Here is an 18,720-nt window from a genome sequence, read left to right as displayed (position 1 = left end):
TCTCAATACAACTTCATTTCTGGGAGCGGAATGGGGCAGACTCTCATCCGCAAATCTAACATTCGAAAGGATCGTGATTCATATGCAAGCGATACATCAACCTCTACACAGACAGAAACAAGCAGAACAACGCTCGTCCCAAACACCTGGCCCCAATCGAGGCAAAAAGCCTGATTTTCGAGCCATGGTGCAGAATAAAGAGATGCAATCTGCATTGGCCAGTGGGCTGTTGATGCTGATTGCCTGGGGAACTGCACCGTATTTTGGTACATTATCCATCATGCTCTACATTGTGGCGTATGCCGTGGGTGGTTGGACCAAAGCAAAGGAAGGCATCGAGACACTGGTCAAGGACCGAGATTTGGATGTAAACCTGCTGATGATTGCCGCATCCCTTGGGGCAGCGGCCATCGGTTACTGGAATGAAGGCGCGATGCTGATCTTTATTTTTGCACTCAGTGGTGCGTTGGAAAGTTATGCGACAGAGCGCAGTCATAAGGATATCTCATCGTTGCTCGCGCTGAAGCCGGAGACTGCACTGCGTATTGAGGATGGACAGATGAACCTTGTGGCTATTGATGATCTTCAGCCGGGGGATCTGCTGTTGGTCAAACCAGGAGAACTCATCCCGGCTGATGGTGTCGTGTACCGGGGAAGTTCTTTTATCAATCAGTCTTCCATCACCGGAGAATCCCTGCCTGTGGACAAAGTTGCGGGGGATGAAGTCTATGCAGGTACTTTAAACGGGGAGGGCGCCCTATACGTAGAGGTCACCAAATCGGCTGAAGGATCACTATTCGGCAAAATCATTAAAATGGTGGAAGAAGCGCAGGCAGAAGTGCCGGATTCCCAGCGTTTTATGGAGCGATTTGAAGGGATATACGCACGCATAGTTGTAGGGGTGACTTTACTTGTGATTGCAGGAACTCCACTGCTGCTTGGCTGGACATGGAACGAGGCATTTTATAAAGCGATGGTATTTCTGGTTGTTGCTTCGCCTTGTGCACTGGTGTCTTCGATCATGCCTGTCATGCTGTCAGCGATGTCCAGCAGCGCCCGCCGTGGCATTCTCTTCAAGGGAGGTGCCCACATGGAGAATATGGCTCGCACACGGGTCGTAGCTTTTGACAAAACAGGTACATTGACCATGGGTACCCCGCAAGTTACAGATATTATTACAGCTGAAAATATAGATCGCGCCCAGCTGTTAGCTGCGGTAGCAGCGATTGAGAACATCTCCATGCACCCCTTGGCCCGTGCCATCGTAGATCAGGCGAACAAGGAGAACCTTACACTTCAGGAAGCGGAGCACGTACAGGCCCTGACGGGTTGGGGTATCGAAGGAACGGTAAACGATGTGGTCTGGCGCATTGGCAAAACAAATGTAATGGAATCGATGCAGTCAGAGAAGATGAAAGACGATAAAGATGATGGTTCAGATAAACAGGGTGTTAACCCTGTAAAGGTATCTTTGGAGTGGAACGATGTACGCTCCCGTCTTGAGGGGGAGGGGAAAACCGTATCCGTTGTTATGGCTGATGGTGAATTGGTCGGGCTGATCGCCATGCGGGATACGGTACGGCCTCAGGCAACAGCTGCAGTGAGAAGACTTGAGACGATGGGGATTAAAGTTGTGATGTTAACAGGCGATCGAGCCAAATCGGCCTCTGTAATTGCACGTGAAACAGGGGTAAGCATGGTCTATGCAGACTTGCTGCCAGAAGATAAAGTGAAGCAGGTCCAAACGCTCCGCAAACAGTATGGTCCTGTGCTAATGGTGGGAGATGGTGTCAATGATGCCCCGGCACTTGCAGCAGCCACTGTGGGTATGGGGATGGGATTATCGGGTAGCGGAACTGCACTGGAGGTAGCTGATGCGGTGTTGATGAACGACAATATCGAAGAGATCGCTTGGGTGATTGGGCAGGCTCGTCGAGCACAGCGTACGGTGAAGCAGAATATGTGTTTTGCCATCACCGTTATTTTGGCCTTAATTGCTGGTAACTTCCTCCAAGACGTCGCATTGCCTCTGGGTGTGGTAGGTCATGAAGGAAGTACAATTCTGGTTATTCTGAATGGACTTAGGCTGCTACGGTAATCAGATTTGGAGATGAAAATGATTGATTGGTTTTGCTGGTTGTATACGACTGGTTGAACGGCTCACGTTTGAACCCTGGGTCAGCGGGTAATGGTTCGAAGAGAAAGTTGCAATAATTCGAGGACAAAGGGAGCTGTGAAATATGGGACGTTATGTACAAGTGGAACCGAATGTAAAAGTATACGTTGAAGATATCGGTGAAGGCACTCCGGTTGTCTTTTTGCACGGCTGGCCTGTTAATTATAAAATGTTTGAATATCAATTGAACGTACTTCCGAACCATGGCATTCGTGCCATTGCGATAGATTTTAGAGGATATGGCTTATCGGATAAGCCTTCCACAGGATATGATTATGATCGGATGGCAGACGATGTTCGTGCCGTGATCGATGATCTGGAACTGAAAGACGCGGTACTCGCAGGGTTCTCCATGGGTGGAGCGATTGCAGTACATTATATGGCCAGACATAAGGGACATGGTGTCTCCAAGCTGGCCTTGTTATCTGCTGCAGCCCCTGTGTTCACACAGCGCGAAGGTTATCCGTATGGATTGACCCCAGAGCAGCTGAACGAGCAGATCATTGAGCCGATCTTTGCAGATCGTCCGAAGTTGCTGGAGACATTTGGTGGCATGTTCTTCGCGAAAGAACACAGCCAGCCATTCATGGATTGGTTCCACGCGCTTGGCATGGAGGCTTCATCCTATGGTACCATTCGCAGTGCAATCGCTCTGCGGGATGAGGACTTGCGAGGTGACCTGAGTTCGATTCAGGTGCCGACGGCCATTTTGCACGGGAAAAAGGATGAGATCTGTCCGTTCGAATTCGCGGAGCAGATGCATAAAGGCATCGCTTCGTCTCAATTGATTGCTTTTGAAGAGAGTGGTCATGGTGCATTCTATGATGAATTGGAAAAATTCAATTCGGAACTGATTCGATTTATTCAATCCTGATCAGGAGAGGGCATCATGCTCCGTACAGCCCATCCCATTAATTTCATGGAATCTTCATTTGTGGCTAAAAAAAGAACCCGGTCGACAGCTTTAGGCTGTCCGCTCGGGTTCTTTTTTCTGTACTGTAAGAGGTCTTAAACAAGATTTAACGTGCCCAGTAAGTATACATTCTTCAATTAAAACAGTTCGGTCAGACCGATCATCGTGATGAGTCCGAGTAAAAACGAGATGGTCGCCACTCGTGCATTACCGTCACCGTGACTTTCGGGAATGAGTTCTTTATAGACAATGAACATCATCGCACCGGCTGCAAATGCCAGACCATAAGGGACAAGGCCGGATACGAGACTGCTTAATGTGTAACCAATCATCGCTGTAATAATCTCTACTGCTCCGGTCAGGGTGGCAATGCCCAGTGCTTTGAAGCGGCCAATATTCTGGTTCACTAGAAAGAGGGCGACCAGGAATCCTTCCGGCGCATTCTGCAATCCGATGGAGAAGGCAATAAGATTGCCCAGGTTCGCATCCGAGCTTGCGTAGCTGACACCAACCGATAACCCCTCCGGCAGGTTATGCATGGTAATCGCTGCAATAATCATGAAGGCTTTGGCTTCAATTTTAAAAGGCATTTTCTCGGGATTCTCCAGATCGACGTGTGGAATCTTCATCTCCAGCACCAGTAGAACCAGGCTGCCAAGCATAATACCAAATGCAAGTACAAAGAGATTCGATTGGCCGAGCGCTTCCGGAATGAGATTATAAACCGAGGCTGAGGTCATAATACCTGCAGCGTATGCCAGCAAGATATCACGCAGACGGTGTGATATTTTGCGCATAAATAGAATCGGTACGGCCCCTAGGCCGGTAGACATGGCTGATATAATACTGCCAATGAGTGCATCGTTCATGCTTCCATTTTCCCTCCTGATGAAGACTTCTTCATAATCGCTGCCGAGCATTGACACCGTACATAAAAGAGATCATAATGAACAACAGATTAGAATGATTATAAATTAGAATTCCGTTTCTGCATAGGATTATTGTCATTACGCAGGCAGGTCTTGTGGACATGATCTAGGCTTTTCGTTCTAGTGTATGCAAAAGCAACAGCTTTTGATGCCGGAGGGACTAACCTTTTTGCAGAACCCGGGGGAGGAACTATACATGTATAAATCAATAATTATTGGAACAGGCCCTGCAGGGCTGACAGCAGCGATCTATCTGGCACGTGCGAACTTGAGCCCACTCGTTATTGAAGGTCCACAACCTGGTGGCCAACTGACAACAACGACTGAAGTGGAGAACTTCCCAGGTTTCCCTGATGGCATTATGGGTCCTGAACTGATGGATAACATGCGTAAACAAGCAGAACGTTTCGGTGCTGAATTCCGCACTGGCTGGGTGAACAACATCGACATGAGCGAGCGTCCATTCAAGATTCAAGTTGAAGGTATGGGGGAACTCGTATCCGAAACATTGATCCTGTCTACAGGTGCATCTGCTAAATACCTGGGTATCCCTGGTGAAGAAACAAATGTAGGGCGCGGTGTCAGCACATGTGCAACATGTGATGGATTCTTCTTCCGTAACAAAGAAATCATCGTTATCGGCGGTGGTGACTCTGCTCTTGAGGAAGCAAGCTTCCTGTCCCGTTTTGGTTCCAAAGTAACGCTGGTACACCGTCGTGAAGAACTGCGTGGCTCCAAAATTATGCAGGATCGTGCACGCAGCAACGAAAAAGTAGAAATGGCTTTGAATCGTACACCACTCGAAGTACTTGCTGGTGACAACGGCGTAACAGGTCTAAAAGTATTGAACAACGAAACAGGTCTAGAAGAAGTGATTCCGGCAAGTGGCGTATTCGTAGCTATTGGTCATACACCAAACACTGGATTCCTTGGCGGACAGATCACTACGGACGAACACGGTTATATCCTGACTACACCAGGTACATCCGAGACAAACATCCCAGGCGTATTCGCATGTGGTGACGTGCAGGATACACGTTACAAACAAGCAATCACAGCGGCAGGAAGCGGATGTATGGCTGCCATGGACACCGAGAAATACATTGAAAGCTTGGAGCACAGCGCAGTAGTTCTGTAATAGAATGAGCTGATTCCACTGATTCCAACCAACGATAGAATAATATAAACCATATGAGGTGAATTAAACATGGAAAACGTAATTGTATATACATCAACGAACTGCCCGAACTGCAAATCGGTAAAAACGTTCCTGGCTGACAAAGGTATCACGTATGAAGAGCGCAACATCGAAACTAGCGATGAATTTGCACAACAAGTATGGGACATGGGTGTACGTGCCGTGCCTTTGACTGTAATTGGTGAACACCGTATTCTGGGTATGAACAAAACCCAATTTGCCAAAGCGTTGGACGCTTAAATTACGCTGATCATCTGGAACATGATGTGTTGAAGAACGTTTCAATTCATATGAAATTCCGGTTTTCGCGAGCCGTTAGGATATAGAAAGAACCGTACCCGGAAGGGTACGGTTTTTTGTGCATAAGGCAGCATATAATTTAGAAAAAAATGCTCATGAATGTCTGAAACACAACATATACCAGCACTCCTGACAGCATGTACATGAAACCAGCCTTCTTTTTGCTCTGGAACAATCGGAGTATGCCAAGGCTGAACAGGGGCGCAAGCACAATCAGGAATAGGAGTACGGTGACAAACATTTGCGCCGAGATATCTGAAGTATCCACGTAGGTCACGCTTCTTTTCACTCCGTTTCGTTATCGGAATTAACACAGCTATATCCACACAGCCATGACAAAAATCACATAACCCCATTATACATCTGGATTTCTTTAACAAAAAGGGAGGAAATGGGGCGAAATGATGTCATTTTTCATCTGTTATTAGACGGAAACTCTTATTTTTCCTAAAAATTGGGATATTGCAGAGTAAGCGGCACCAACACGGGTGGAACGGCTGCCCAGAGCTGCCCATTCAATCTGCAAACTGCGGCGATGATAGGGTAACGTACGTTCTTCGACAACCTGTTTTAACGCTGTTTCAATCCAGGGACCTGCCTCAGAGAGCGGTCCACCAATAATAATACGTTCCGGGTTGAAACTGTTCACGATATTGGTAATGCCGATCCCCAGTTTGCGTCCAATCGTGTCGTATAATTCCTGAACAGTCTTGTGGCCTTGCTCGGCATAATGAATCAGCTCACGTGTGGTATGAGCAGGTAATTTCAGCTGATGATCCGGATGTTCGTAGGCTTTTTCCGATGCGTATAACTCCCAACAACCACGATTTCCGCAGGAGCAGGGCAGACCTTCCGCTTCAATGGACATGTGACCTGTTTCCCCAGCGTAGCCCCACGCGCCTTTGTATAATTCACCATCCACCATGATGCCTGAACCAATCCCCATGCCTGCACTGATATAGATCATGTGACGGACACCAATGCCCGCACCAAAGTTCAACTCTCCATGAGCGCCAGCATTGGCTTCATTATCGATGGTGACAGGCAGTGCGAATTCTTCTTCAAGCATGGATCGCAGAGCTACCTTCTCCCAGCCCAAGTTGGGTGCAAAGAGGACCATTCCTGCCTCATCGACCATGCCGGGCACCCCGATACCGATGCCAATAATACCATGCGGGGAAGCAGGAGCTGCCTCGATAAGTTGCTGTGCAGCCAATTTTAATTGCTCCAGTACAGAGGATACGTCATGATGTTCCAATGTCACTGCGTACTCTGTAATGATGTGTCCTTCCAGATCTGTAAGCACACCCTTCAAGTGGGTCACACTGAGTTCCAGTCCGACAGCATAGCCGGATGTCCCTCGAAACAGCAACATGAGTGGTTTGCGTCCGCCACTGGATTCTCCAGGGCCAATCTCCTGCACGAGATCATCGTTGATCAGATCTGCAACGAGGTTGGATACGGTCGCTTTGTTCAGTCCTGTAACCTCCGATACCCGCGCGCGAGAGAGGGGAGCGTGACGCCGGATCGTATCGAGCACGATCGACTTGTTTATTTTTTTGACCAGCATCTGGTCTCCGGTTATTTTCATATCGTTAAGGCACTCCTATTCTTCTGATAAAAGGGTTCTGACCCACATCCGAAACAAGTTATTCGACTATTATAGCGTAAACAAGCGTGTAAAAAACAATTTTATTTTACTTTGTTTAACCAATAGACAAAGTAAATTCGATGTGATAGGATAACGGTGTAAACGATTTCTTAAAACTATTGAGGAGGCATTTTACACATGGCCTATTTTGAATCCGTTAATAAAATTTCATTCGAAGGTAAAGATTCCAAGAATCCTTTTGCTTTTAAACATTATAATCCGGAAGAAGTGGTAGCCGGCAAATCGATGGAAGAACATTTCCGTTTCGGCATGGCTTACTGGCATACATTAACTGCAGGCGGCAGTGACCCGTTCGGTGCGGAGACTGCTGTTCGTTCGTGGGATAAATACTCGGGTCTGGACCTCGCGAAAGTACGCGTGGAAGCGGCATTTGAATTTTTGGAAAAAATGAATCTCCCGTTCTTCTGTTTCCACGATGTGGACATTGCACCAGAAGGCAACAACCTGCGTGAGTTCTACAGCAACATCGATACAATCGTTGATCTGATTGAAGATCATATGAAATCCAGCGGCAAAAAACTGCTCTGGAACACGGCGAACATGTTCTCGAACCCACGCTTCATGTTTGGTGCAGCTTCCACGTGTAACGCAGATGTGTATGCTCACGCTGCGGCACAGATCAAGAAAGGTCTGGAAGTGGGTAAACGTCTGGGCGCTGAAAACTATGTATTCTGGGGCGGACGTGAAGGTTACGACACATTGCTGAACACAGACATGCAACTGGAGCAAGACAACATTGCTCGCATGTTCCACATGGCTGTAGACTACGCGAAGGAAATTGGCTTTGACGCACAATTCCTGATCGAACCTAAACCGAAAGAGCCAACGAAACACCAATATGATTATGATGCAGCAACTTCCATTGCTTTCTTGCAAAAATACGGTTTGGACAAACACTTCAAACTCAACCTGGAAGCGAACCATGCTACACTGGCTGGTCATACATTCGATCACGAAATCCGCGTTGCTCGTACCAACGGTATGCTCGGTTCCCTTGATGCGAACCAAGGCGATATGTTGATTGGTTGGGATACAGATGAATTCCCTGTTGATATGTACGATGCGACTTTGACCATGTATGAAGTATTGAAAAACGGTGGTATCGGCCGTGGTGGTGTGAACTTTGACGCGAAAGTACGTCGTGGCTCCTTCGAAGCAGACGATCTGTTCCTGGCACACATCGCAGGTATGGATACGTATGCGAAAGGTCTGAAAGTAGCTGCAAAACTGATCGAAGATCGCGTATTCGATGACTTCATCGAAAAACGTTACAGCAGCTTCAGCGAAGGTATTGGTGCAGATGTGGTTGCAGGTAAAGCAACACTTGCTTCCCTTGCTGAGTATGCACTGAACAATGAAAGCCCACGCAAAAACCAATCCGGACGTCAGGAATTGCTGAGAGCACAACTGAACCAGTACATTCTGGCTGACTAATATTAGAATTCATCTGTGCAACGAATGGCATGTAACCATGCCTCCCTACACGAGCTTGTACCACGGGACGCCTGAACAAGCATGACATTCGGACCGTCCCCGACTTTCCCCTGGGAAGGCGGGGACGGTTTTTTGATACCTGAGCCAATCATGCACAAGTGAGCTACATGCATATCAAAGTTTCATTTATAACCAATGACGAATCAAGGTCATTGGATTTATCTTTCTGCTATAAGAACGAGTATGTTTTACTCGTTTCATATCCATGTGTGTCCAGGATCATGCATGCAAAACGGAGTGAGCAGAAAGGACCCGAGGAAGCGAAGCGTTCGCTAAGAGCTTTCTGAAAGAAAGCTGGCTTCGGAGGCATAGGCTTATCCCCGGATTTCACCCTTGCTAAAGGGTATAAAGGAAATCCGGGGGTAACGGCGATCCGAGGGTTTTCTGATCACGTAGTGACCACATGAGCATCAAGGGTTTCATTTATAACCAATGACGAATCAAGGTCATTGGATCATCTATTCGCTACAAAAACGAGTATGTTTTTACTGTTTTGATATAAATGTTCTTCTAAGATGGTGCATGCAAAACGGAGTGAACAGAAAGGACCCGAGGAAGCGAAGCGTGCGCATTTATCCCCGGATTTCTCCCTTGCCAAAGGGATTAAAGGAAATCCGGGGGTAACGGCGATCCAAGGGTTTTCTGATCACGGAGTGGCCACATGAGCATCAAGGTTTCATTTATACAATCTTGTCACAAACGAGAGGAGTTAACCTATGAGTTACGTAATTGGTGTCGATCTGGGAACCAGTGCGGTCAAAACCGTGTTGGTCAATCGTGAAGGAAAAGTGGCATTTGAAGCATCGGAGGCATACCCGTTGTATCAGCCCAAGGCTGGATACAGTGAACAAAATCCCGATGATTGGGTAGAGCAGACGATTGTTTCCCTACGCAAATTGCTCGAAGTATCTGGCGTGCAGCCTTCGGAAATTGAAGGTCTGAGCTTCTCTGGACAGATGCATGGACTGGTCTTGGTAGATGCCGAAGGTAAACCGCTGCGGAATGCAATCCTGTGGAACGATACACGCACAACGGCTCAGTGCCGCCGGATCGAAAAAGTGCTGGATGGCAAGCTGTTAAGCATTGCCCGGAACCGCGCTCTGGAAGGTTTTACCTTGCCAAAAATTCTGTGGGTTCAGGAGAACGAGCCTGAACTGCTGCAGCAAGCATCCTTATTCCTGTTACCAAAAGACTATGTTCGTTATCGCCTGACAGGGGATTACGCCATGGACTATTCCGATGCAGCGGGTACCTTGCTGCTGGACGTTGCAGGCAAGCAGTGGAGCAACGAGATTGCAGAAGCATTCGAGCTGCCGATCTCCCTATGTCCACGTCTCGTGGAATCGTTTGAGGAAGTGGGCACCTTGTTGCCTGAGATTGCGGATCAAACAGGTCTGGCAGCCGCGACAAAAGTATATGCAGGTGGCGCAGACAATGCATGCGGTGCCATTGGCGCAGGCATTCTGAGTGAAGGACAGACGATGTGCAGCATCGGAACGTCCGGTGTAGTGCTTTCCTATGAAGAGCGTAAAGATCTCGATTTTGAAGGCAAAGTACACTTTTTCAATCACGGCGAGAAAGATGCCTTCTATATTATGGGGGTAACACTTGCCGCAGGATATAGCCTGTCCTGGTTCAAGGATACGTTTGCAGCAGACAAATCCTTTGATGTGCTCTTGCAGGGCATTGATCAGATTCCGGCCGGCAGCAACGGATTGTTGTTCACCCCTTATATTGTTGGGGAGCGTACACCTCATCCAGATGCGAATATCCGGGGCAGCTTCATCGGTATGGATGCCGGGCACAAGCTGGAGCACTTTGGACGTGCGGTGATGGAGGGCATTACCTTCTCGCTGCGTGAATCGATTGATATTCTGCGCGGGGCAGGTAAAACCGTCAATGAAGTCATCTCCATTGGTGGTGGTGCCAAAAATGAAGCCTGGTTGCAGATGCAGGCGGATGTCTTTAACGCCACGATTGTGAAGTTAGAGAGCGAACAGGGTCCGGCGATGGGGGCAGCAATGCTGGCTGCCTATGGCTGTGGCTGGTTCCCGTCTTTGCAGGAGTGCGCAACAGCGTTCATTCGTCCGGCGAAGTCCTATGAGCCCAACCCGGAAACGGTTGCTGTCTATGATGGATTGTTCGCACTGTACCAGGAAGTCTATGGACAGACACGTAGTCTCAATGATCGTCTGGCATCATACCGTTAATTCATCGCATTAAATATTTATATCATACATGCAGAAGCATCCGCACAGGCGGGTGCTTTTTTGTCGTTCAACAAGATTAACCCCATGAAAGGTTTCCTTGTCCTGCATATCCGCATTCCGGCTCTGCATAGATTGAGAATAGAGGATTGTGATCCGTCCAGGCATCGTGTGTCCGACGTTTTTAATAGGAAGAAGCTTGAGAATGGGGGTGAAGCTTTGGATGAACATGAGGAACATGGAAGACCACATATTACCTTGTCGATGATCGTTCGTAATGAGGAGAATCGGTATCTCAGGCAGGCTTTGGAGACACATCGTCCCTGGATTGATCGCGCGGTAATCATTGATGACGGAAGCACGGATGGAACGGTTGCGATGTGCCGGGAACTTCTGGACGGTATTCCACTTGTATTGGTGGAGAACGCTGCTTCACGTTTTGCAGACGAGGTAAGCCTGAGAAAACAACAATGGGAAGAGACGGTGGCGACCAATCCGGAGTGGATTTTGAATCTGGATGCGGATGAGATTCTAACCAGTGACTTTGGGGCTGTACGCGATCTGTTGCTCAGTGGCAACGAGGATGCGATTTATTTCAGATTGTTTGATATGTGGAGTGATACGCATTACCGGGAAGATGAGTTCTGGCGGGCGCATGCCTACTATCGGCCATTTCTGATTCGTTATCACCCGGGGATGAGCTATGAATGGAAGGAAACTCCTCAGCATTGTGGGCGCTTTCCGTTAACGATCCAGCATTGGACTTATGGCTGTCATGCTCCCCGGGTGAAGCATTATGGGTGGGCACGGGAAGAAGATCGCATCCGCAAATATGAACGCTATCAAGCACTGGACCCTGAAGCAAGATACGGCTGGAAGGAACAGTACGAATCGATATTGGATCAAGAGCCACGACTGTTGGCATGGGTCGAATAAGGAGAGGGGGAGTGAGCACGTTGAAGAAAGACCCGTTACACCAATCCCAAGAAGAATCCAAACCTCCAATAGAGCCGAATTCCGAAGAAGATGAGAAACTGAAAGAGAAGCAACATCAAAACCAACATGAAAACCAGAAAGAGAGCCAGAGTAATCATCGACCGTCCAGACATTCTGCTATATCACAGGAAACCGGCCAATCGGAAAATCTTGAAACGCTTGCCCAGGAAAGAATACTGATCGCCAGCCCGGTTCGTCAGACAACTCCAGTGCTCCGTGAATTTCTGGATTCTCTGCATGCACTGGAAAGAACAACAGTGAAGACGGATTATCTGTTTGTCGACGATAACGAGGAAGAAGCTGCGTCGAATATATTACGTGAATTTGTGCTCCAGCATGAAGGGACGGTTATTCAGGCAGATGAACATAGCAGCGATAATCCTGACAACAAAGGGTTGTACACCAAGGATGAGGGAGGCCACTATTGGCAGGATGAACAGATTTGGCGTGTAGCTGGTCTGAAAAACCGCATTTTGAATTATGCACGCGACAACGAGTATGATGCTGTTTTCCTGATAGATTCTGACCTGGTGTTGCATCCGCGGACATTGGAACAACTTGTATCGAGCGGCAAAGATATCGTATCCAATATCTTTTGGACCCGATGGCAGCCGGGGGCCAGGGAAATGCCTCAAGTCTGGTTGCAAGATGAGTATGCTTTGTATCGTCGCGGTGGCAAATCATCAGCCGGGAATGAAGCGGAAGACGAGGGCGCGCAAACGACTGCTTTTCTGGATCAACTGCGGATACCAGGTTGTTACGAAGTTGGAGGGTTGGGGGCATGTACGCTCATTCGCAAAAATGTTCTGGCAGCCGGGGTTTCCTATGACCAGATTCCGAATGTATCCTTCTGGGGCGAAGATCGTCATTTCTGTATCCGTGCGCAGGCACTTGGTTTTCGCCTTTTCGTTGATACGCATCTCCCGGCGTACCACATCTATCGCTTATCCGAACTGCCGGGGGTAGCTGCCTTTAACCGCAGAGCCAGACGTGGCGAAGAGACGATCAGCATTACGCTCTGTATGATTGTGAAAAATGAAGAAGCTTCCCTCGCCAGATGTCTGGATTCGGTCAACGGCATTGCCGATGAGATTGTGATCGTTGATACCGGTTCAACGGATCGTACCCGTCAGATCGCTTCCAGATATACGGATCGTATCGTTGATTTTGAATGGGTGGATGACTTTGCAGCAGCACGCAACTTTGCCTTCGATCAGGCGAAGAGCGAATATATTCTATGGCTGGATGCCGACGATGTATTTGAAGCGGAAGATCGGGCGAAACTTATTGCCCTGAAACGTTCGCTGGACCCGGCTGTTGATAGTGTCACGATGGATTACAATCTGTCATTCACGGCAGAAGGCAAAGTATCCTACAGTCTGCGCCGGAATCGCCTGGTGCGTCGGGACCGACAATTTCGCTGGATAGGCGCGGTGCATGAATATCTGGCTGTAGCAGGCAATCTGCTGCATAGTGATATAGCGGTTACCCATAAGAAAGATAAGGAATATACGGATCGGAATCTGCGGATCTATCGTAAAAGGGAACAGGCCGGAGAGGAATTCTCACCGCGTGACTTGTACTATTTTGGCAATGAATTGAAGGACCATGGACAGCATGAGGATGCGGTGAAGTACTACGAAAAGTTTCTGGACACCGGGCTGGGTTGGGTGGAAGATCAGATTGCGGCTTGCCAGAAAATTGCGGATTGTGAGGCTGCACTTAAACGATCGGAACAGGAAGTAACAGCGTTGTTCCGATCGTTCGCCTATGATTTGCCAAGAGCCGAGATTTGTTGTCGATTGGGTGGTTATTTTGCCGACCGTGAAGATTATCGCAAAGCCCTGTTCTGGTACGAACAGGCGACACGTGCTGTACGTCCTGATGATCCTATGGTGGTGCTAAATGAAGCAGCCTGGACCTGGATGCCGCATCTGCAACTATGTGTATGTTATGACCGGATGGGTAACCGTGCCAAGGCACGGGAACATAATGATATTGCACTCGCCTATCATCCAACACATCCGAGCATGTTATATAACGATCGTTACTTTAAAGATCTGGAGAAGGATAACGTATTGGAAAATGCTTAGCATTACGGTCGCAATGATGCCTCTTTCGTGGAATTGAATGGGTGAATCATCCCCATTTCCATGGAGAGGTTTTTTTACGTTGCAATGCAATGACTTCATAGTATCCATCGAGGACGGATTCACTTTGGAAATGGATTAATGTATTTCATCCAGGGGAGGATATGCTTTACAATAATGACTAACGGAAAAGCGGTGAACATGATTACCTGTCTTCGGCTGCCGAATTGATGAAGCAAGGGGAACTGAATATGAATCTGACGGAAGTACTATTGGAGTCGAGGCTGGTCGCGATTGTGCGCGGTATTAGCCGTGAAGCGGCAGTAACAGCTGGACAAGGCATGACGAGTGGTGGAATTCGACTGATGGAAGTCACGCTGAACACACCTGGAGCACATGATATTATTGCAGACTGGCGTGAGCGGCATGAAGGAAAGGCTTATGTTGGAGCGGGTACGGTACTGAATGTGCAGATGGCGAAGGAAGCGGTCGCTGCAGGAGCACAGTTTCTGGTGTCCCCCAATGTCGATCTGTCTGTCATTGAATATGCTGTAGAACATGGTGTCGAGATCTGGCCTGGAGCCATGACACCTACGGAGATTGTCGCTGCCCATGAAGCGGGAGCACGTGTTGTGAAGCTGTTTCCGATGGCGAGCCTGGGCATACCGTATCTGCGGGAGATTAAAGCTCCGCTGAACCACATCCCGCTGTTGGCAACAGGCGGCGCCACACTGGAGAATATTGCTGACTACTATGCAGCAGGTGCTGCTGCGGTAGGTCTGGGAAGTGCACTTTTACCACGTGAAGCCCTTGTAGCAGGAGATCATGAGCAGATTGCAGCATGTGCACGGAGATTTGTGGAAGTAGCTGAAGCCTAGACTTCAGCGAAAGATGAGGGATATGTACATTTGGGTATATATTAAGGTAGCTTTAGATCAATTGTTGGATTATTCGTTATCATAAAAACCGATGTCGTTTAACGTGCCGTTCATTCTAGTGTCTTATGATGGATGTATGCCAGAATTCGGAGAGGAGAGATGCCCTGTGAAAGCTAAAACAATGATTGGCGGCATGCTGGCCGTTGCTGCAGTAACGGCAGGTGGATTATGGAAGGCGGCGGTAAAGAGCCAGACGCCCAAGAAGATTCCAATCACACTCACACCCCCAATGCCATTTGAGGATGTGACCTTTGACAGTGGGGGAGGTCGGGTGCATGGCTGGTTCATCCCGGCCAGAGCCGACATTCCGAAACCATGGCCGCTTGTGATTATTGCACATGGCTGGGGTTCCAATCGCTCCCGTGTTCTTCGTTATGCGAGGCCGATCTGGGAAGCAGGATATGCCCTGTTTATGTATGATGTCCGCAGTCATGGGGCCAGTGATCCGGTTCGTGCTGCATCTGCCTATCTGTTCCGGGATGATCTGCTGGCGGCATTGCAGTATACGACTGCACGACCAGAGATTGATGCGGATGCAATCGGAGTACTTGGACATTCGTTGGGTGGACTGGGTACGATTCTTGCAGTGACGGAAGGAATTCCGGTATCAGCAGTAATTACGGATTCCATGCCATCCCAATTTGAGGTTATCGTCAGTTCGGAGCTGAGACGCCGGCGTCTGCCTCTGTTTCCCCTGGCCCAGTTAATTCCGAGAATCTGGTTCTGGCGATTGGGTGAATCTCTGAAATCCTATCGTCAGCGTGATCCGGTGATGATGCTGAATGAACGGCGCAGGGGGATGCAACTCCCAATGCTCATGGTGCACTCCAAGGGAGATAATTTTATTCCTCCGAGTGAGCTTGAATATTTTATGTCCAAAGCCGATCCGCCTGTGGAACATCTATGGGTTAATAGTGGAGGACACAGTTGTTCCGAGGAAGATCCCGCCTTCTGGGATACCGTTATTCCATTTTTGAAAACCCATGTTCATGGTCAGGCGAAGTCGAATGATTCGTCTATAGCGAGCAGTTAACAGAGTAGAACCAGCCTACATAAGAGTGCAGGCTAACAGAGAAAACGCCAACATGATTGGCGTTTTTTTTGCTGTTATGAGCAATATGCAGAAATTCACAATTGTAAAATTGACGGGAAAAGACGATTAAAAAGGAAGCTTATGGTATCATAGAATAGACTGGCAATATTCATGCGAGGTTATTTGTTATGCTTCTTTGTATGAAATTGAAGGGAGAGGTCCAGATTTGAGTTTGAATTGGAAGTTCAATGTACGTATCAAAATGTTCGCAACCAAAGCAACAACCGCAGCGATGGCAACACTGCTGCTCGCTACGCAAACACCAGGTTTTGCAGGCAGCGCATCAGCCGCGCAAGCAGAGCAGGTGAACGAAGCGACAACGGGGGAAAATGAACAACTAGACGCAACCAGCAATGACGTGCCAGAGGGAGCGAAAATCTCATCCAGGCAAGCCAGTGAAAATATACTTAGATTATTTCCATTGTTAAAGAAAGCAACGATCTCATCTGCACGATTCGATTCACCGAATTCCTATCCACCGCCAGACTACAAGGCATGGGAGATTGGATTCCAGATTACACAAGGCAATCATACATCGGGATTCAGTGGGACTGTACATGCAGGCACAGGGGAAGTGTTAAGTGTACATCTACCATCGGATATTCTGGATAAACATGTCTCGGGATCGGATGTTAAGCTAACGAAAGCTGAAGCTGAAGAGAAGGCTGTTGCACTGTTGTATCAAGCGATACCAGGCTTGAAGGATACGGAGTATGCTCCGCTAGGAGATCTGTATTCTTCCATCGAACAAGAGTCTTTGTTTGGCAGAACAGAATATCGATATGCTTACCAGTTAAAACATGACGGATTGTTATCTGACGCAGAGACAGTCTACATCAATGTGGATGAAAGTGGTTTGGTGACAGGTTACTCACGAGGTACTACCGCTGCTAAATATCCTTCATCGAAACCGGCAGCTTCGGAAGAGAAGGCCAGACAGCAGTTTGAAGAACAGTTTGATGTAGAGCTGGCTTATATCTCCAAAGATCGGTCGTCTTCCAAACAGGGTCAGCAGTACTACCTTGGATATACACCGAAGAATATCAGTATTGTTCCGATTGAAGCCAATACGTTGGAACGGATTAATACATTAACAGGCAAAGCAGTGGACGAGGATTCTTTACAGCAGGATACGAAGTTGCAAGGGGACGTAACGTCTTTTGTTCCGACCAATGGTACAAGATTAAATGTACAGCAGGCCGCCAATCGGGTGGTAACGAACTTTGATATTCCCAAGGGTTACAAGCTGGAGCATAGCCAGTTAAGCAAAGGTTTTTTTGCAAGTCCGAACAATCAGGTATGGAGTCTGAGCTGGAGCGATCGAAGTGCCAATACGTCCTATATGTTCATGCGGGATATTTCAGCACAGGTAGATGCAGTGACTGGTCAGATCTACAGCTATACGATGATGCAACGCATTGGACCAGAGCAGGAAAAGCAGACTGAAGAGAAAACAGGCAAATTGATTACCCGGAAGCAGGCTGAGAAACTGGCGATGAACACGGTGATTGCGTTAGTTCCAGATGCAACGGAGCAATTTCGATTGGCTAACGTTATTGAGATAGACGATGCTCGTACGTTTATGTTCCAACGCTATCTGAACGGAATTCAGGTGAAAGATGATACGGCACAAGTGCAGGTGTTGAACGATGGAACCGTGAATGAGTTCTATACACGCATTGCCGCAACACCTGAACAATTGCCAGCAGATGATAAGCCAGCCATCAGTTATGAAGAGGCCAAGGCACTCTATCTGGAGGAGTTCAAGCTGATCCTCGCATATTCCCGTTATGGCGGATACGGTCTGAACAACGGTCAAGTTATTCCGGTGGGGGTTAACCTTGCTTATATGCCAACCCGTGATGAGAATTCCATCTATGGCACTTATGAAGTACTGGATGCTAACACGGGAGAGTGGAAGCTTCAATACGGGGAGACAGGTGCTGCAAGCAAGACAGAACCTACGGATATCTTGGGCCATGTGGCCGAAGCTGCGCTTCGCAATATGACACAGCATGGTGTGTTGCTTGCGGATGAGCAGGGACGTGTATTCCCAGATCGGGTGATCACCCGAGGAGACTGGTTTAACTATTTGGCAAGAGCGATTAACCCGAATATGGATCTCTACTATAGTGGGGACGGAGATGACAAGCTATACGCTGATGTGACACCTGACAGCCCTTATTATAAGGCAATCAAGGTTCTAATCGATCAACGCTGGCTTGCCGGAGCAGACCCGGAACAGAATCTGAACCCGCAAGAAGAGATGACCCGTGAAGAATTGGCGGTGCTGCTTGTACGTATACTGCGCTATGAGAAGCTGGCTGGATTCTACACTTTGTCATCCGATCTTCCCAACATTGCGGATGCTAGTGCCATTACAAGTAAAGGGGCGGTTTCCCTGAGCTTGAAACTGGGATTACTTCCTTCGATTGAAGGACGATTCATGCCTGCACGCAAAGTGACGGTAGCTGAAGCGTCTCAGGTATTGGAACGGCTGGCGAAGCTTCAAGGCAAGACAGATACGTTTATGAGTGGTAATCGTCTGTATTAGACGAGGAATTAATCATATTATGCCCGTGTGAATCATAGGCTGAAGATAACGGGTACTCGTGATTTAATGAATTGAAGATCAAAGGGACCTTCCACAGAAGGTCTCTTTTGATTTGCTTTGACAAAACTAGAATGACGACAGAGCCTTTTGTGATACAATA

The 18,720-nt window shown here is 48.0% G+C and carries 14 protein-coding genes and 1 pseudogene; 12 read left to right on the top strand and 3 right to left on the bottom strand.

All coding sequences use genetic code 11. The annotated features are described in order from the left end of the window. Positions 1–82: 82 nt before the first annotated feature. Complete coding sequence (locus tag AB4111_RS26855) at positions 83–2,098, top strand: heavy metal translocating P-type ATPase (protein ID WP_442034042.1); 2,016 nt, start codon at positions 83–85, stop codon at positions 2,096–2,098. Between the two features lie 142 nt (positions 2,099–2,240). Further along, positions 2,241–3,050: an alpha/beta fold hydrolase gene (locus tag AB4111_RS26850; protein ID WP_342571077.1), complete on the top strand. Its 810-nt coding sequence runs from the start codon at positions 2,241–2,243 to the stop codon at positions 3,048–3,050. Between the two features lie 176 nt (positions 3,051–3,226). On the opposite strand, the gene AB4111_RS26845 is transcribed toward AB4111_RS26850, so the two are convergent. Next, complete coding sequence (locus AB4111_RS26845) at positions 3,227–3,958, bottom strand: ZIP family metal transporter (RefSeq protein ID WP_442034039.1); 732 nt, start codon at positions 3,956–3,958, stop codon at positions 3,227–3,229. A gap of 256 nt (positions 3,959–4,214) precedes the next feature. Between AB4111_RS26845 and trxB the strand changes: the two genes are divergently transcribed. Both trxB and AB4111_RS26835 read left to right on the top strand, forming a co-directional pair. Next, positions 4,215–5,156: a thioredoxin-disulfide reductase gene (gene trxB, locus AB4111_RS26840; protein WP_253440963.1), complete on the top strand. Its 942-nt coding sequence runs from the start codon at positions 4,215–4,217 to the stop codon at positions 5,154–5,156. A 69-nt stretch (positions 5,157–5,225) separates the two neighbouring features. After that, positions 5,226–5,456, top strand: a complete 231-nt coding sequence (locus AB4111_RS26835; RefSeq protein WP_253440961.1) for a glutaredoxin family protein — start codon at positions 5,226–5,228, stop codon at positions 5,454–5,456. Between the two features lie 139 nt (positions 5,457–5,595). Here AB4111_RS26835 and AB4111_RS26830 read toward each other — a convergent pair whose 3' ends face one another. Together AB4111_RS26830 and AB4111_RS26825 are read right to left on the bottom strand one after the other, a co-directional pair. Further along, positions 5,596–5,793, bottom strand: a complete 198-nt coding sequence (locus tag AB4111_RS26830) for a hypothetical protein (RefSeq protein WP_053779005.1) — start codon at positions 5,791–5,793, stop codon at positions 5,596–5,598. 147 nt (positions 5,794–5,940) lie between these two features. Further along, on the bottom strand, positions 5,941–7,107 hold the full coding sequence (locus AB4111_RS26825; RefSeq protein ID WP_442034036.1) for an ROK family protein: 1,167 nt from the start codon (positions 7,105–7,107) through the stop codon (positions 5,941–5,943). A 198-nt stretch (positions 7,108–7,305) separates the two neighbouring features. On the opposite strand from AB4111_RS26825, the gene xylA reads away from it, so the two are divergent. The 8 genes and pseudogenes from xylA to AB4111_RS26785 all read left to right on the top strand — a co-directional run bounded on the left by xylA (position 7,306) and on the right by AB4111_RS26785 (position 18,560). Continuing rightward, positions 7,306–8,622 carry a xylose isomerase gene (gene xylA / locus AB4111_RS26820; RefSeq protein WP_091019299.1) on the top strand — a complete coding sequence of 439 codons (1,317 nt, stop codon included), beginning with the start codon at positions 7,306–7,308 and terminating at the stop codon, positions 8,620–8,622. Between the two features lie 776 nt (positions 8,623–9,398). Continuing rightward, positions 9,399–10,892: a xylulokinase gene (gene xylB / locus AB4111_RS26815; RefSeq protein WP_442034034.1), complete on the top strand. Its 1,494-nt coding sequence runs from the start codon at positions 9,399–9,401 to the stop codon at positions 10,890–10,892. Positions 10,893–11,108: 216 nt separating this feature from the next. Next, positions 11,109–11,825 carry a glycosyltransferase family 2 protein gene (locus AB4111_RS26810; protein ID WP_442034032.1) on the top strand — a complete coding sequence of 239 codons (717 nt, stop codon included), beginning with the start codon at positions 11,109–11,111 and terminating at the stop codon, positions 11,823–11,825. After that, positions 11,813–12,478, top strand: a pseudogene (locus tag AB4111_RS26805) (glycosyltransferase); the annotation flags it as partial. The gene AB4111_RS26810 and the pseudogene AB4111_RS26805, both read left to right, overlap by 13 nt. A 429-nt stretch (positions 12,479–12,907) precedes the next feature. After that, complete coding sequence (locus AB4111_RS26800) at positions 12,908–13,978, top strand: glycosyltransferase (RefSeq protein ID WP_442034212.1); 1,071 nt, start codon at positions 12,908–12,910, stop codon at positions 13,976–13,978. Between the two features lie 248 nt (positions 13,979–14,226). Then, positions 14,227–14,853 (top strand): bifunctional 4-hydroxy-2-oxoglutarate aldolase/2-dehydro-3-deoxy-phosphogluconate aldolase, encoded by a 627-nt coding sequence (locus AB4111_RS26795; protein ID WP_442034030.1) that lies wholly within the window; start codon positions 14,227–14,229, stop codon positions 14,851–14,853. Between the two features lie 166 nt (positions 14,854–15,019). Next, on the top strand, positions 15,020–15,946 hold the full coding sequence (locus tag AB4111_RS26790) for an alpha/beta hydrolase (RefSeq protein ID WP_340912790.1): 927 nt from the start codon (positions 15,020–15,022) through the stop codon (positions 15,944–15,946). A gap of 226 nt (positions 15,947–16,172) precedes the next feature. Next, the gene (locus tag AB4111_RS26785; protein WP_442034027.1) at positions 16,173–18,560 is read left to right on the top strand and encodes an S-layer homology domain-containing protein; all 2,388 of its coding nucleotides are present in this window, start codon (positions 16,173–16,175) and stop codon (positions 18,558–18,560) included. Positions 18,561–18,720: the final 160 nt, after the last annotated feature.

It is taken from the genome of Paenibacillus sp. 2KB_22 (genome assembly GCF_052115745.1).
In the GTDB taxonomy this organism is placed as follows: Bacteria; Bacillota; Bacilli; order Paenibacillales; family Paenibacillaceae; genus Paenibacillus.
The sequence above is the reverse complement of the archived record's forward strand: the minus strand, read 5'-3'. Positions and strand labels throughout refer to the sequence as shown.